General features: G+C 63.8%; 15 protein-coding genes. 10 read left to right on the top strand and 5 right to left on the bottom strand.

The annotated features are described in order from the left end of the window. Positions 1-43: 43 nt before the first annotated feature. Positions 44-499, top strand: a complete 456-nt coding sequence (locus ACQR03_RS24925; RefSeq protein ID WP_410051861.1) for a hypothetical protein — start codon at positions 44-46, stop codon at positions 497-499. 16 nt (positions 500-515) lie between these two features. Here the strand turns inward: ACQR03_RS24925 and ACQR03_RS24930 are convergent, their stop codons facing one another. Beyond that, positions 516-899, bottom strand: coding sequence for a VOC family protein (locus ACQR03_RS24930; RefSeq protein ID WP_316165033.1), 384 nt, complete (start codon positions 897-899; stop codon positions 516-518). A 223-nt stretch (positions 900-1,122) separates the two neighbouring features. Between ACQR03_RS24930 and ACQR03_RS24935 the strand changes: the two genes are divergently transcribed. The 4 genes from ACQR03_RS24935 to ACQR03_RS24950 all read left to right on the top strand — a co-directional run bounded on the left by ACQR03_RS24935 (position 1,123) and on the right by ACQR03_RS24950 (position 3,545). Next, a complete protein-coding gene (locus tag ACQR03_RS24935; RefSeq protein ID WP_316194027.1) occupies positions 1,123-1,833 on the top strand; it encodes a hypothetical protein in 711 nt (236 codons plus the stop codon). Between the two features lie 114 nt (positions 1,834-1,947). Then, on the top strand, positions 1,948-2,412 hold the full coding sequence (locus ACQR03_RS24940) for a hypothetical protein (RefSeq protein WP_315752591.1): 465 nt from the start codon (positions 1,948-1,950) through the stop codon (positions 2,410-2,412). 202 nt (positions 2,413-2,614) lie between these two features. Further along, positions 2,615-3,028 carry a DUF3775 domain-containing protein gene (locus ACQR03_RS24945; protein WP_315752592.1) on the top strand — a complete coding sequence of 138 codons (414 nt, stop codon included), beginning with the start codon at positions 2,615-2,617 and terminating at the stop codon, positions 3,026-3,028. Positions 3,029-3,098: 70 nt separating this feature from the next. After that, positions 3,099-3,545, top strand: coding sequence for a host attachment protein (locus ACQR03_RS24950; protein WP_315827830.1), 447 nt, complete (start codon positions 3,099-3,101; stop codon positions 3,543-3,545). A 66-nt stretch (positions 3,546-3,611) separates the two neighbouring features. On the opposite strand, the gene ACQR03_RS24955 is transcribed toward ACQR03_RS24950, so the two are convergent. Together ACQR03_RS24955 and ACQR03_RS24960 are read right to left on the bottom strand one after the other, a co-directional pair. Continuing rightward, positions 3,612-3,806, bottom strand: a complete 195-nt coding sequence (locus ACQR03_RS24955; protein ID WP_315827831.1) for a hypothetical protein — start codon at positions 3,804-3,806, stop codon at positions 3,612-3,614. A 158-nt stretch (positions 3,807-3,964) separates the two neighbouring features. After that, positions 3,965-4,150 (bottom strand): hypothetical protein, encoded by a 186-nt coding sequence (locus tag ACQR03_RS24960; RefSeq protein ID WP_315752594.1) that lies wholly within the window; start codon positions 4,148-4,150, stop codon positions 3,965-3,967. 456 nt (positions 4,151-4,606) lie between these two features. On the opposite strand from ACQR03_RS24960, the gene ACQR03_RS24965 reads away from it, so the two are divergent. Beyond that, positions 4,607-4,846 (top strand): hypothetical protein, encoded by a 240-nt coding sequence (locus ACQR03_RS24965; protein ID WP_409999270.1) that lies wholly within the window; start codon positions 4,607-4,609, stop codon positions 4,844-4,846. Between the two features lie 75 nt (positions 4,847-4,921). On the opposite strand, the gene ACQR03_RS24970 is transcribed toward ACQR03_RS24965, so the two are convergent. Together ACQR03_RS24970 and ACQR03_RS24975 are read right to left on the bottom strand one after the other, a co-directional pair. Beyond that, positions 4,922-5,134 (bottom strand): hypothetical protein, encoded by a 213-nt coding sequence (locus tag ACQR03_RS24970; protein ID WP_315717677.1) that lies wholly within the window; start codon positions 5,132-5,134, stop codon positions 4,922-4,924. Positions 5,135-5,263: 129 nt separating this feature from the next. After that, a complete protein-coding gene (locus ACQR03_RS24975) occupies positions 5,264-6,451 on the bottom strand; it encodes an acyltransferase family protein (RefSeq protein WP_315752595.1) in 1,188 nt (395 codons plus the stop codon). Between the two features lie 556 nt (positions 6,452-7,007). Between ACQR03_RS24975 and ACQR03_RS24980 the strand changes: the two genes are divergently transcribed. From ACQR03_RS24980 to ACQR03_RS24995, 4 genes are all read left to right on the top strand, one after another. Next, positions 7,008-7,403 carry a hypothetical protein gene (locus ACQR03_RS24980; protein ID WP_315717679.1) on the top strand — a complete coding sequence of 132 codons (396 nt, stop codon included), beginning with the start codon at positions 7,008-7,010 and terminating at the stop codon, positions 7,401-7,403. Positions 7,404-7,625: 222 nt separating this feature from the next. Beyond that, complete coding sequence (locus tag ACQR03_RS24985; RefSeq protein ID WP_315717680.1) at positions 7,626-8,378, top strand: hypothetical protein; 753 nt, start codon at positions 7,626-7,628, stop codon at positions 8,376-8,378. A gap of 7 nt (positions 8,379-8,385) precedes the next feature. Continuing rightward, the gene (locus ACQR03_RS24990; RefSeq protein ID WP_316194028.1) at positions 8,386-12,009 is read left to right on the top strand and encodes a hypothetical protein; all 3,624 of its coding nucleotides are present in this window, start codon (positions 8,386-8,388) and stop codon (positions 12,007-12,009) included. Next, positions 12,006-13,421, top strand: coding sequence for a hypothetical protein (locus ACQR03_RS24995; protein WP_316165040.1), 1,416 nt, complete (start codon positions 12,006-12,008; stop codon positions 13,419-13,421). The genes ACQR03_RS24990 and ACQR03_RS24995 overlap by 4 nt, the downstream gene beginning before the upstream one ends. Positions 13,422-13,431 lie beyond the last annotated feature (10 nt).

Genomic DNA, 13,431 nt, shown 5'->3' on the forward strand with positions numbered 1-13,431 from the left:
TTCCATCCCGCGCACCCTGGGGTGGTGCAGGAGCCAGATGGAAATGAGCAGATGGATCGGGTCCCGCGGCCATGGGCCGCATCGCGCTGATCGTGCCGACATCAGCAACACGGGTTCGAGGCGGCAGGCGGTCGCGCGATGGAAGCCGCCTGTCCAAGTCAGCAGTGCGGCGCTGTTGATCGCACTCGCCGCGCCACCGTCACTGGCGCGTGATCGCGGCCAGTATGCGAACTCGTCGCCGGAGATCAAGGCATGGTTCGACGGTCTGCGCAGCGGCAAGGGCCCATGCTGCTCTGACGCCGACGGCAGCGCCGTCAGCGATGTCGACTGGGAGAGCAGGGGCGGTCACTACCGCGTCCGTATCGAGGGGGAATGGCTCGATGTTCCCGACGACGCGGTCATCACCGAGCCCAACCGTGTCGGCCGCACCATGGTATGGCCGATGCGCGGCTATCAGGGCCTCCAGATTCGCTGCTTCATGCCGGGCAGCATGACGTAGCCGTGCGGGACGGCGGTCAGACGTATTTCTTGTCGCGCTCCAGGAGCTCGATGGAAATGCCCTGCGGCCCGCGGATGAAGCAGATGCGAACACCGGGGCGGATCGTGGTCGGCTCGGTCGTGAAGGTGACGCCTTTGGCCTTGAGCTCGGCGGCCGCGGCGTCGATGTCCTTCACGGTGAGGCCGAAATGATCGAGGCCCTGGTGCGGCGTCGTAGGCGGCGCGTTGACGCCGTCGCCCGGCTCGACCTTGGCGATGAACACGCTGGCACCGCCGAGCCTGACGTCGATGCGGCCGGGATTGCGGATGATCTCGCCGCCGAGAATGTCGTGAAGCCAGCTGGCGGTGGCTTCCGGGTCCGGGCTGCGGAGATGGATGTGGTCCCACGTGACATTCAACATCGTCGAGATCTTTCGAAGGAGTGAACCGCCCGCGGCGGGGGCGGCGTTTCTTGAGGTGTCGGCAACTGTGCGGATGTCTACCGCTCTGTCAGCGGCCGCGCCAGCCCGGCCGACCGACCGGTATCCGGGCCTGCCCTCCAATTGTCGGCTTTGCATGCAACCCTATCGATGTTTGCCGATTGAAGCTTCCAGATGCCCCCGCCGGGCAGCCGATGGTGCAGACATGAGCGCGGGTCTCTTTCGTTTGCTGGGACGCAAGCCCGATGCCGCGGCGTCGCTGGCCATGCGCCGAAGCGACGGAGCGTCCATCCCTTTGGGAGCCGCCGTGTCGGGGTTGGCGATCTTCGCGCTGGTCATGTTCAGCACGGTCGGGTGGCTGATCATGTCGGTCGAAGAGGAGGAGGTGGCCGACCCCAGCCTCACGCGGGTCGGATCGGCCCCCCCGAGCAGCGGCTACGAAGGAGACGAAGACGGGACTGAGACGTCGCGTCGGCTCTCGCCCGTGGTGCCCAGTCTGGCGGATGCATCCAATCCGCACCCCGATTCGTCCCCCGTGGTCGGCTCCGGCCGGAACGTCATGGACGCGAATGCCAGCCTGTCGCCGACGATGCCGCCTGCGTCATCCCCTGCGCTCGACCCGGCGGCTCTGTCCGGCCTGCGGATCAGTTCCCAGTCCTGGCGGCGCGGCGGTCTTGGATCGAAGGCGCTGGTGACCTTCACGCTACGGAATGCCAACAGTTTCGCAATCAAGGACATCGAAATCACCTGCGCCTTCAGCCGGCGGGACGGTGGTCACGTCACCGACCGCCGACGGATCGTGCCCGGCCAAGTCGGGTCGCGCAGCCGGAAGACCTTCGTGGCGGTCCATGTCGGATTCGTCAACGTTAACGTCAGCGCGGCCAAATGCGCGCTGGTTGCAGCGACGAAAATCTAATTATGTCGCGCTAGTCTCCCGCGGTCTTTGAACCCGAGCGTTCGACGCGGGAACATACTGTCATGATCCTCCGTTAGGTGGATGTCGGCGCAGGTGCCGACGGAGCGGTAAATTATGCCCATTCTGCGTTACTTTATGTTCGTCGGTGGAACTCTGCTGGCGCTGCTCGTCCTGGCGGATGCCGTGCTTCCCAGCGTGCCATTGCCTGCAAGCCTGTCGTCTGCGTCGGATCTTCCCCCGGTGCGCATTCAGTCCACGAGAAAGTGGCCGGAGCGGATCGTGATGGACACCTCGATCGCCACGCCAGCTCCGGTGAAGCTCGCGAAGGCGGAGCAGCCTGCAGCAGAAGTCGCCAAGAGCAGTCCCCGCGACGCCTTCGCGCAGATGAGCGCCGTCGAGGCCAACCCGCAGGTTGCGGCAGTGAAGGCCGCCGAGAAGCCTCGCGCGACGCGGATTGCCGACACAGGCAAGCCGGCTGCAGAGGTGAAGAAGCGAAGGACCGCAAGAGCTCATCCGGGCAGACCGATGATCCTGGTCGCGCAGCAGCCGCGTGTCGGCTCTTTCGATTGGACCTGGTAGTATCGATCGCCCGCAGCCCCTGGTCGATCCAAGCAGTCCCGCTGCAATCGCGCCACGGGGCGGTTGAACTCGCGCGGGCTGTTGCGCCGTTTTTCACGCCGCCACGCTGCCTTGATCTTGCGCAAAGTGCGCTCCTTCCGGAACGCCTAGCGTCTCTGCATGGGACCTGGGAGCGTTTGCCCGGGGACCCAGGAGACGCTGAATGACGACTACCACGCCCACCCTCTCAATCTCGCCGGAGAAGGTCGCCTTCGTCGTGACCAAGATCCACAAGCACGAAATGGAAGCGACCGAACCCGAATTGCTGGCAGATTTGGCAGATGACGACGCGGCGCCCGGTACCGCTGGGCGGGGCCTGAACACGGACAGGTCGGAGCTCGTCAGCTTCATCAGGGGCCTCAATGTCGACGAACAGATCGATCTGGTCACGCTGATGTGGCTGGGCCGGGGCGACGGCTCGCTGGACAATTGGGATGAGCTTCGTGCGCAGGCCGCTCAGGCGCACAACAATCGCACCGCGACGTACCTGATCGAAACTCCGATGCTCGGCGACTATCTGGAGGAGGCTCTCTCGGAGTTCGGCCTTTCCTTGGAAGATTTCGAAGAAGGCATATAGCTGGGGGCAGTTTCTCCCGATGGGCTCGCCAGCACATTCTTCGCTGCAATTCGGATGATGGAGTAATCTCATGGACAAGATGAAGGTCGGAACCGGTGATTGGATCGTCGTGTGCGACGGGCGCAAGGCGCTGATCCTCGAGAACGTCGGTGACAGCATGTTTCCGAACCTGCACACCAAAGAGGTCCGTGAGCAGGAGAACGACCGCACGAGCGCTCAGGGCACCGACGCTCCCGGCTCGGTGCAGCAGTCATTCGGCAATGCTCGGAGTTCAGTGGATCAGACGGATTGGCATGATCAGGCTGAGCGCGCCTTTCTCAAGCAGCTTGCTGATCGCCTGCATCATGCTGTCATTTCAGGCGAAACCAAAGCCGTCACGATGGTGGCGTCGCCGCGCGCGCTCGGGATCATCCGCGCCGACTATTCCGACGCGGTACGAAAGGCGCTGCATGGCGAGGTCCACAAGGATCTGGTCAAGCTTCCGGTCTACGAAATCGAAAAACAACTGCTCGCCTGAGTCGGGCTTTCTCATGCCAATGACTGTCCGGAGACCCTGTTCGCGGTCTCGGTGACCGCGACGGGATCAATGTGTGCTTTCATGCGACGGTGTCGATTCCGGCGCAGCAGGCACCAAGCTTGCGCCCAGGTGCGCAGCTCCTTTTTCGACGATCTCGTAGCCGCAATCATCCAGCCAAGCGATCAGGCGATCGGCCATGGCGTAATCCCAGGTCGGGTAGGAGCGTGCGATGACCTGGCGTGGTGTGAGCTTGCGAGACATTGGTGATCCTTCCCTGATCTCATGGTGCTCGATGAAACGTCGAGCGTTGGTCTTGTCATCTTGAACCCCAGAACGGGATGCGCAGTTCCTGCGCCGCCCGAGCGCTGCCACTTGAGGAGCGCCGATCGTTCACAGCGCCCCGGCGGAAGGGGCTCCATTCATCGAGCGCCGATCAGGTGTGGCCGCGCGTCATCGGTCACGAGAGCCGCGGTGCGCTCCGGCTTCTTCTCCACGATCTCGTAACCGCAATGATCGAGCCATGCGATCAACCGGTCCGCCATGGCATAGTCCCAACTGGGATAGGATCTGGCGATGACTTCGCGGACTGAAAGCTTTCGTGTCATGATGTCGATCTATCGCTCCCTGCATTCGCCACGGCCCGTCCGGCACGCATCCGGACGATCCAAGGCTGGCCGGCAGTTCGTGCCGCCGGCTCCTGATGTTGTTTGGCTCGTCACGTTTCTAAGCGCGCGCGCCCCAACGCCTTGATCAACTGGCGTGGAGAGGTGACTTTTTCGCTTCCGGCTCGCCCAGGCTGCGCAATCATCGCCCAACATGGTGAAAACCTTCTCGCTACATGGTTTCCCATTCCCGTGCACGGATATGGCGCAGTCGTGCGCGTAGTAGGGCTGGAGTGTGGTGGCGGCGCGGTGTTTCGTCACAGGCTGGCGGCGACGATCTCCGACGAAATCTCAGCCCGAGCAGGCGGGGACAGTCGGAGGAACGGTTTGGCACCTTCATGGTTTCCGCTGGGGCGCGGTCGCAGGGGCTCGTCGCCTCAGAGCCAATGGAGCGAAGCGATGAGGCTGATGTTTTGGGTTGTGCTGCTGACCGGCCTTGCGGCAGGGGCGGGCCGGTTGGTCGCCAATGAGTCGTGCGGCCCTGGGTGCCACGTCGCGCCGAATGGCGGCTGCGTCGTGAATGGCTGGGAGGTAGGAGCGCCGGTGTGGAACGAATGCCCTGCGGGCGCTCGGCCAAGGCCGCCGTGCGGAACCGCGTTCAAATGGAGCAAACAGGCGAAGGCCTGTGTCAGCAGGTGAACATACGATGGCTGATCATCGGCGCGGGAGCGTGGATCGGACTGCCGGCTGCCGCGAGCCTTGCCGTGCCTTGTATCAGGAGGCAGACGAAGCTGCTGCCGTTGGCGACACGGGCGAGACGTCCAAAGTGAACAGGCGCTGATCCCCAGCGGTCTCCGAATGCGCCAGCACCTGTTCGAGCAGGGCGATGACCGCGACCGCCCGCGCCCGTTCGTTGGTATCGTCGTAGCTCGTTGTCGCAAGGACGGTCCCGTTGGCTTCGCACATCGCCTTGATCTCAACAATCATCGTTGCATCCCTTGCCGTTCCGGAGGCCTGAGATTGGCGGCAATCATGTTAAATTGGTGCAAAATGGTCCGAATAAACCGCTGGTAGAAAGGCACCGCGAAGCACGGGCCGGCCGATGAGCCGGCGCGCTCAGACCGGGCTCGCATGGATCACGTCGCGCGGTGCGCTCGTGCCGAAGGCTCTCCGTAACCATGTTCGCGAGGGCGCCTCGATGAGCATGTAGGTGACCCAGGCCATCGCCGTCGCAATCGCAACGAACAGACCGAGCCGCAGTGCGAGCTCAAGAGCGCCAGGAGCATCTGACTTTCCGATCATCGCAAGCCGAATGAGAAAGGGATGCAGCAGATAGATCGAATAGCTGCATTCGCCACCAATGATCAGGGCTCTGGACGACAGCCAAGCGGCATGACCGTACCGACTGGCTGCGACGAAGACGATCGAAAATCCCGAGATCTCGATGAGACGTACGGCAAGTTCGATCGCGAACGACCAGCCGGGCAGACGAGGCTGCAGAAACAGCAGCACAGGCGCACAGATGAGGCTCGCCAGCGAAAGCCAGAACAGGAGTCTCACGCAGCGTCGCTCCCGATCACCGACGCCGGCATCCGCGCGGTTCCTGTAGATCATGGCGGCAAGGCAGCCGGCCAGGAACTGAGCGATGTGAAGATAGGGAGAGTAGTAGGTGAGCCACTGCATCCCGTTTTGCGTAAGGCTCGGCGCGGCGGCCCGTAGCAACGCATCGCCGAAGGTGAAGGCGGCCGCGATCGTCAGCGCGAACGTCACGATGTTCGCCAGCGCGATCCAGATGATCGTGGGCAGCCGGACGACGGCTGCAAACAGCAGGCAGACGAATGGAAACAGCAGGTAGAAGAACAGCTCCACGCTGATGGACCAGAGGTGCTGCAGCGACGGCACGACTGCGACCAGCATGGTGCCGTTCTGCACGGGAAACCAGGCTTGCGTCATCGTGAGGATGAAGCCGAGCGACGGGGCCGAGAGACCTCGCGCGATCACGACGTATGCGACGACTGCGAGCGTAATCACGGCGTACATGGGGTAGAGCCGGGCGAAGCGCGCGATGGCAAATTCGCGAAGAGCGCTTCCGAGCGGTTGCGACTGGAAGCGTGCGGCATAGTTGAGCCACAGGACGAATCCGCTCAGCACGAAGAACATTGTCATTCCGATGCTGCTGACTTGTGCGATGAGCTCGGGCAGCAGGCCTTGCGCCAACGACGGGGCGCCATGGCCGACGGCGACCGTTGCGGCCGCGACGAAGCGTAAGCCGGTCAGCGAGCCGATGAAGCGTTGCTCGTTCACTTTGAGGGATGGTCCTGATGCTTGGGAGGCGCTCCGGCTGTTGTAGAAACAGCAGGGCCTGGAGGCAACCCGACGCCGGCCGGAGACGGGGATTGCCGCCCGCTCGAGCGACGATCTGGCGTTCAGGCCAGAGATGACTCTGCACCGTGATCGCTCCGACGTCCGCCGTGGCGGCGTTGCACGTTGCTGTCAACGAACTGAAAAATATAGAAAAATTAGCCTTGGCATCGGCGGCCAACGGTCGAGCGATTTCCCGGCGCGGCAGACGATCGGCGGGAAGGTCGGGCAACAGGCCGACAGAGTTTGAAGAAATCCGGGTAGAGCAGCTCCTGCAGCGGATCGTGCCTGTTGCGAAAAGCCGCCGGGACTCCTCGATCCGCGGGAGGTGACGGCCAGGGCCATGGTCGCACCTGCGTGGGGTGCGGAGCCCCCGTCCGGGCGGGGGCCGGGACCGGATTGCAAATGGACTCGCAAACCGGCGGCGGCTAGTTATTTGTCACCCTCCGGCTGGTCATTTTGCATGACGCTGAGCGCTTGAACGAGGACGGAAGCCGCCTTGCCCGCTGCGCCATCTCAGCTCACCGATCAAACCGTCAACACCCAGCTGACGACGAATTGCAATGCGCAGGTGGCTGCAACGTTCGACACGAATGACAGCACCTGGGTGACCTTCTTTTTCAACGGTACGATCCCGTGCTGGAGAGCGCTGGTGTCGATTGGCGAAGTAGAGGTCGAACTGACCGAGGACATTGCAATTGCAGGCATTGTCCTGCGCAAGGGGCTGACGGTGACCATGCACCCGATGGGTCGCTACTACACGGTCACGATGAGCGGGGAGATTGTCGATTCCGGAAAGGAGAGCAGCTTTACCGGATTCGTGCTCGGCTCGTTCATCCGGTCCGCAGCGATGAAGCGAGCGATGCAGATGCTTCGGAAACAAGTCAGCCGCTGAGCGACGCCCGGCTTCGCCCGAAATGTAAACACCAGAATGTGACCGGGCGTTGGGGGAAGACTGTGATCTGGCCCGATTGACCACCGTCGCGAACCCTGTTACACGCCACAACCTCTGATAGATTTCAATCATTGGTAGCTTAGTCGATTTTCCATTCGTTTCAGCCGCGCCGGCAGTTGCGTACTGCGGGTTTTGATCTGTGTTTTATAAAAGGAGATAGCCATGGCTCATCATGAAGGCGTGCGTTTTTCGGCTCCTGCCGTCGTTACCACTCCCACAAGCCCCAACACCGAGGTCGTCGCGACGCCGACGGGCGATCAAAACAACACGACGCAGCTCGTGTTCGAGTATCAGGGGCGCATTCCGGTCTGGACGCCGGTGGTCTCGCAGGCACAACCTCAAGTCGTTTTGGCGGCTGACATCACGATCGGCGCAACGACTTGGCGCAAGGGCATTACGATCCAGTATGCGGCGCTGGGATCGACCCAGTACACCGTGACCATCATCTCGGGCGAGATCGTGGACGATCGTGGGCTCTACTTGCTCCAGGGCGTGACGCTCGGCATCTTCCCGATCGGTTTGGATGTCAAGGCAGCGCCATCCGCGACCGCACGGACCGAGGAATATCCGCGCGCGGCCTTCACGGCGCTGCCGACGGTGAACACCCCGACCAGCCCGAACAGCAACGTGGTGACGACGCCGAGCGGCGACACCAACAACACGACCTACGTCTCATTCCAGTACCAGGGACGAATTCCGGTCTGGACGCCGATCGTCTCGCAGTCCCAGATCACTGCGGTCCTCGCCGCTGATATCACGATCGGCGCGACGACGTGGAAGGCGGGCATCACGGTGCAATATGCTGCGCTGGGCTCGGCCCAATATACGGTGACCATCATCAAGGGCGACATCATCGACGATCGTGCCCTCTATTCACTGGCGGGCACCTTGCTCGGCATCTTCCCGATCGGGTGATACGAGCATGGACGCGTCCGCGTCAGCGCAGTTCGAGCAGGTCGACTCCTCTGCGATTTACGAGACCAAGGTTGCCGGCTCGGTTGGCTGGGCCGGCTACCTTCTCGGCACGGGCTCGTCTCTGCCACCGTTCATCAATTACGACGACTCGCTGAAGAAGTACGGTGGCAGTTATCTGTTTGCGACACAGCGGCCCGCCGATCTCGATCGGGATCCCGGCGGGTTCGCCGAGCGTGTCCGGGCCTATATCAGCAAGGCGACGCGCAATCGTGCTGTCGTCTGGCTCGCGTCTGCCAACCCGGTCGCGTTCGGCGACTTCGAGCGCTATGGCGTCTCCTTCATCAATCTGCCGCCGGTCTACCAGGTCTCGGGCAACCTGAACCTGTGGTTTGCCAGCAACGCCAAATTCTACATCCTCGATCAGAGCCGGATCGATATCGAGGGTGGGGCGCTGCGCCTGTCGGGCTCGGCGCTGAGCTCACCTCCGTTCATCGGCTTTTCGGGCAAGGGCGACAACCCGCTGGGCATTCGCCTTGCGCCGACCTCCAACAATCGCATCTACGCCTATGTGCCGTTCGGCGGCGCCAACACCGGTTGCGTAACCTTCGATGGGCTGCTCGATTCGAAGCAGGCGTTCGTCAGCCAGGGCTTGGAGCAGGGCATCCGCTACGTCATCAACAACAGCGCGACGACGTCGCTGCAAGCTGCGCAATATGCAGCCATGACGGTGGCGGCGTTGCCGTCGCAGCTTTCGATCGCAGGTGCCTTCGACCTCGGCGATCCGGCCAACCGCGTGATCGGCCGAGAGCAGCTCGAGCAGGGGTATCTGCGTTCGGGGTTCGCCATCAAGGGGGCGCCTGCGCTGACGAGCGAATTCCGCACGACCGGCGGGCGTGTCGTGCAACTGACGCCGGTCGGGGCTAGCAGCACGGACACGGCGCCGGCGCTCGGAGCAGGGGGCTTCGCCTTTGCGACCAGCGCCGCGAAGACGGCCGCGGTCGACACTGGCACGACCTATCTCAGCCTGGCCGGCCACTATGCGCTCGGCGCCGATGGCAGTTCGGCGGGGCAGCTTGCGAAACTGATGGGTGGACTATTCGGATCGGAGGCGCTCAGCTTCAAGGCGTACGACGCCAGCCAGCCCGCAGCGCAGAACGATCGTCTCAACGCCATTCCCTCGAAGCCCGGCTACGCGCCGGTGTTCCCATTCGAGACTGCGGATCTCAACCGTCCCGCGAGCGGTGCCGTTGCGCCGCGCCTGACCGACGTCCACCAGACCTCCTGGGTGACCATCGTCGCCGGGGGCGGGGCCGTCGACTATCTGGCCGAGCCCGAGGGCAGCGCGATCTATAGTACGGCCGCGGCCGGCGCTCCGAATGCGGAGATCCTGCAATCGGCACCGCCATTCATGCCGCTCGCCCAGGGCAGCGACAAGACGTTTCCGTTGGCGCCTTATGGAGCTGCTGCGAGCAGCGGCCTCGATGGCGCGACGCTCGTCCAGTTCGAAAGCCAGATCGTGGCTGCGACCCGCAAGTCGCTGATCTCGAGCTATGGCAGCAAGACGTGGTCGACGCGTGTGCAGGCGGCGCGGGCTCACGCGTTGCGCGGCACGCTGCCGGACGGCCCGAGCACCGATGGGACGACGCCGCAGGGCTTCATCATCGAGCGAGATCCGACGACGGGGGCCTATCTGAAGGTCAGCATGGCGCAGTCGATCGACCGCGACGGCAACACCCTGCCATTCGCGCTATCCGCTCCCTCCCAGGCGATGCAGGACGCCTTGCAGACCAACCAGCTCTTTCTGGTCGCCGTCAATCCGGAGCCGTTCGGCACAGGCGCCCAGTTCGCCAACACCGTCAATATTGCGGGCTGGACCATGACCGCGGCGGTCGGCGCCGGCGCCTCGGCCACCGCCTACCGCAACGTGATGATCATGAAGTTCTGCTCTGGCTCGTTGCTGGAGCGGGTCACGAATGCCAATCGGTGGACGTCCGCGGAGCAGTTCTCTTTGTTGCCCGGCACACCGCCGGTCACCGCTGCGCTGTCCTACACAGGCCTGTCGCAATGGCTACAGGACTACATCGCGGACGCCATCGCACGCTCGAAGGGACCGTCCGGCCCATTCTACGAGAATTTCGCGCGCATCGCCCAAGACCCGAACTGGACCGGCGTCATCGTGCTCGCGGCCGACCTCGGCCAGCGTGACATGCCGCCCGAGATTGCGGGGCTTGCCGCCGGCATCGACTTCACCCGCTTCAACGCCCATCATTTCGGCTTCACCGTCAGCCGCGTCACGGTCGACGGCCGGAGCGGTCGGATCACGATGCCGCAGGGCAATTCGAGCCTGTTCGGCCTGATCGACTACGAAGACCCGCGCTATGCGATGAACATCTCCAACGGCGTTGCGCCTGACGTGCCGGTGGCGGTGCAGATGAGCGGCGAGTTCGATTTTACCGTGCTGCAGCTGCAGTCGTTGTTCGAGAACGCCAGGCTGACGCGGTTCGACAGCCACGTCCAGCTCTCGGTCGCGGCGCTGTTCGGCGCGCCGGTGGCGCGGCTGTACTCGCGCGGCAAGCCGCAGCCTTTCACGGGAATCGTGCTCAAGGGCAGCTATGTCGATCAGGGCGGCCGCGGCGCCTATGTCTTCGAGCAGAACACGACCAACGTGCTGACCAGCCCGTCGAACGTGCTGCCGGCCGTGGCCTTCGACCGGGTGCAGTTCAACACGATTGGCACCCAGGACCAGGGCGCCACGGTGGCGAGCAACTTCCTCGTCTGGGGGCAGCTCGATTTCACGGCGCTTCAGAGCACCATCGGAGAGACGCTCGACCTGCTGTCGTTCGGCAGTCCGCCGGATACGCCCGAGGAAGCGCTCGGGGTCGGGCTCGCCTTCTCCGGCCTCGTCATCGGCATGACCTATCCGCAGGCGACGCCCGGAGCCAAAAGGTTTGGGGTCGCGACCGGCAACCTGGCCTGGAATCTCAACGGCTCGACGATGCGCGACACCAGCCTGTTCCGCGGCTTCGCGCTGCAACTGAAGAGCTTCGTCAACGCGACCGGTGATCAGAAGCCGTCCGATCTCGGCTTCCTGCCGGTGACGTCGCAGCTCAACCTCACCGAACTCGAGGGGCCCTGGTTCGGCGTCGTCTACGACATCACACTCGGCGGTCCGGGGGCGCTCGCCTCTGGCGTCGGCTTCCAGTCGCAGCTGCTCGCGGCATGGTCGCCGGTCACCACCGGATCGGATGCGCAGCATGCGGTCTTCATCGGCATGAGCCTGCCGGGCGCGGCGCCCGGCGCCAGCCTGTTCAGCATCCAGGGCGTCATCAAGGTTGCGGTCGGGGCGATCTCGATCCTGCGCCAGCCGGTGCCGACCGCATCGGGACGCAAGCTGTCGGATGACGGTCCGAAGTGGTTCTACTGCCTGCGGATCGACGATATCGCCATCAAGATATTCGGCATCGCCAAGCTGCCGCCGTCCGCCAACATCCAGTTCTTCCTGTTCGGCGATCCCGACAACACCGGCAGCCTCGGCTGGTACGCCGCCTATGTCGCCGACGACAATCCGGGCTGCGAGCAGTCGCTCGCATTCGCCGCACGCAAGCCCGAGCTTCAGGAGCCGTCATCATGACGCGGATCCTGTTCTGGAATATCGAGAAATTCTCGATCAACAAGATCTTTTCGGCCTCGATCAAGCGGCAACGCGGGCATGGCGGTCTCAACGACATGCAGAGCGCGATCCAGCGCCGCGCGGTGATCAATGCCGTGCTGGCGGCCGTGCAGCCGGACATCATCGTCATCATCGAGGTGAGCTCGGGCGACAATGCGCCCAACGCTCTGGCGAGCCAGACCGGCGGCATCAATGCGCTCGCCATGGTGCAGTTCGGGCTCAACAACCCCGCCACGATGGTGGCGGGCGGATGGAACGCCGTGCCGCCGCTCTACACCGGGGTCGGTGGGCGCTCAGAGACGGTTGGCATTCTCTATCGCCGCACCAACACCGCTGGCACCCTCAACCGCTACTTCACCGGGCCCAACATCTGGACCGGCGGGCATGGCGGCGTGTCGGTGCCGCCGGGCGGCGGCGTCGCCACGCCGTACAATGGCATGGTGGTGCCCCTCGGTGCCGTCAACGTCAATGGAATGCTGGTGCCTCCGGGCCTGGGCGGGGTGCGCCAGATCCCTGCGGGTGCCCAGCACAATGGCGGCCTCAACGAGGACGTCGTCGCGGCGCGGATCGCCTTCACGACCACGCTCGGCGCTCCTGTTGCCTTTGCCGGACTGCGCGAGCCGTTCATGGCGACGTTCACCGAGGCCGATAATCTCGGCGTCGTGCAGCGAGACCTCACCATCTTCGGCATCCATTCCCCGCCGAACAATCCGGCGGCGGCGAACTACATCACCACGCTGTCGACGATCAACGACGTCGTCGGCGCTCTGGGCGTAAACGAGACGCGGGTGATCGGCGGCGATTTCAACGTCAACCTGTTCGCCGTCAATGGTACCGCCTCGGGCCTCTATAATCCGCTCACCGGCGGTCCCGGTGCCTACACGCTGCTCGTCAGTCCGACGGCGGTGGGCGTTCCTGTCAATCTCGACCAGTACAAGGGTTATTTCTCCACCCATATCCGCGGCAAGGACAAGACGGCGGCGTCCAAGTTCCTCTGGTCCAACGGCGGCGGGCCGGGACAGAGCTTCTATCCCGGCTACGGCTATGTCGGCTCGAACTTCGTCGCCGCGCCGTTCTACTCGATCGACAACGTCCTGGTCTGGCCGCACAACGGCATGCACAACTATCAGACCACGATCATGAACACGGTGACCGGCACGCCGATGAACGGGGTCATGGCGCCGCCGGACAATCCTCCCCCCGGTGCGATCGCTTTGGCCAACCAGTTCACCGCGCCGCCGATGGGGTGGCCGGGCGCACCGACGGCGGCGAACTATCCGGGGATCGGCGGTGCCGGAAATCTGACCGGCTGGAGCAACTACGGACGCGTTCGCAACACCAGCGATCACTTCGGCATCTCTGCCGACATCTGAGGGAGCGCCG

Source organism: Bradyrhizobium sp. HKCCYLS3070 (assembly GCF_051167575.1).
In the GTDB taxonomy this organism is placed as follows: domain Bacteria; phylum Pseudomonadota; class Alphaproteobacteria; order Rhizobiales; family Xanthobacteraceae; genus Bradyrhizobium.

What these genes read in the sequence shown, in the direction of transcription:
- ACQR03_RS24950 (WP_315827830.1), top strand. Translation starts at nt 3,099, where the DNA reads ATGGACAAGATGAAGGTCGGAACCGGTGATTGGATCGTCGTGTGCGAC.
- ACQR03_RS24945 (WP_315752592.1), top strand. Translation starts at nt 2,615, where the DNA reads ATGACGACTACCACGCCCACCCTCTCAATCTCGCCGGAGAAGGTCGCC.
- ACQR03_RS24940 (WP_315752591.1), top strand. Translation starts at nt 1,948, where the DNA reads ATGCCCATTCTGCGTTACTTTATGTTCGTCGGTGGAACTCTGCTGGCG.
- ACQR03_RS24995 (WP_316165040.1), top strand. Translation starts at nt 12,006, where the DNA reads ATGACGCGGATCCTGTTCTGGAATATCGAGAAATTCTCGATCAACAAG.
- ACQR03_RS24990 (WP_316194028.1), top strand. Translation starts at nt 8,386, where the DNA reads ATGGACGCGTCCGCGTCAGCGCAGTTCGAGCAGGTCGACTCCTCTGCG.
- ACQR03_RS24925 (WP_410051861.1), top strand. Translation starts at nt 44, where the DNA reads ATGAGCAGATGGATCGGGTCCCGCGGCCATGGGCCGCATCGCGCTGAT.
- ACQR03_RS24970 (WP_315717677.1), bottom strand. Translation starts at nt 5,134, where the DNA reads ATGATTGTTGAGATCAAGGCGATGTGCGAAGCCAACGGGACCGTCCTT.
- ACQR03_RS24930 (WP_316165033.1), bottom strand. Translation starts at nt 899, where the DNA reads ATGTTGAATGTCACGTGGGACCACATCCATCTCCGCAGCCCGGACCCG.
- ACQR03_RS24985 (WP_315717680.1), top strand. Translation starts at nt 7,626, where the DNA reads ATGGCTCATCATGAAGGCGTGCGTTTTTCGGCTCCTGCCGTCGTTACC.
- ACQR03_RS24935 (WP_316194027.1), top strand. Translation starts at nt 1,123, where the DNA reads ATGAGCGCGGGTCTCTTTCGTTTGCTGGGACGCAAGCCCGATGCCGCG.
- ACQR03_RS24955 (WP_315827831.1), bottom strand. Translation starts at nt 3,806, where the DNA reads ATGTCTCGCAAGCTCACACCACGCCAGGTCATCGCACGCTCCTACCCG.
- ACQR03_RS24965 (WP_409999270.1), top strand. Translation starts at nt 4,607, where the DNA reads ATGAGGCTGATGTTTTGGGTTGTGCTGCTGACCGGCCTTGCGGCAGGG.
- ACQR03_RS24960 (WP_315752594.1), bottom strand. Translation starts at nt 4,150, where the DNA reads ATGACACGAAAGCTTTCAGTCCGCGAAGTCATCGCCAGATCCTATCCC.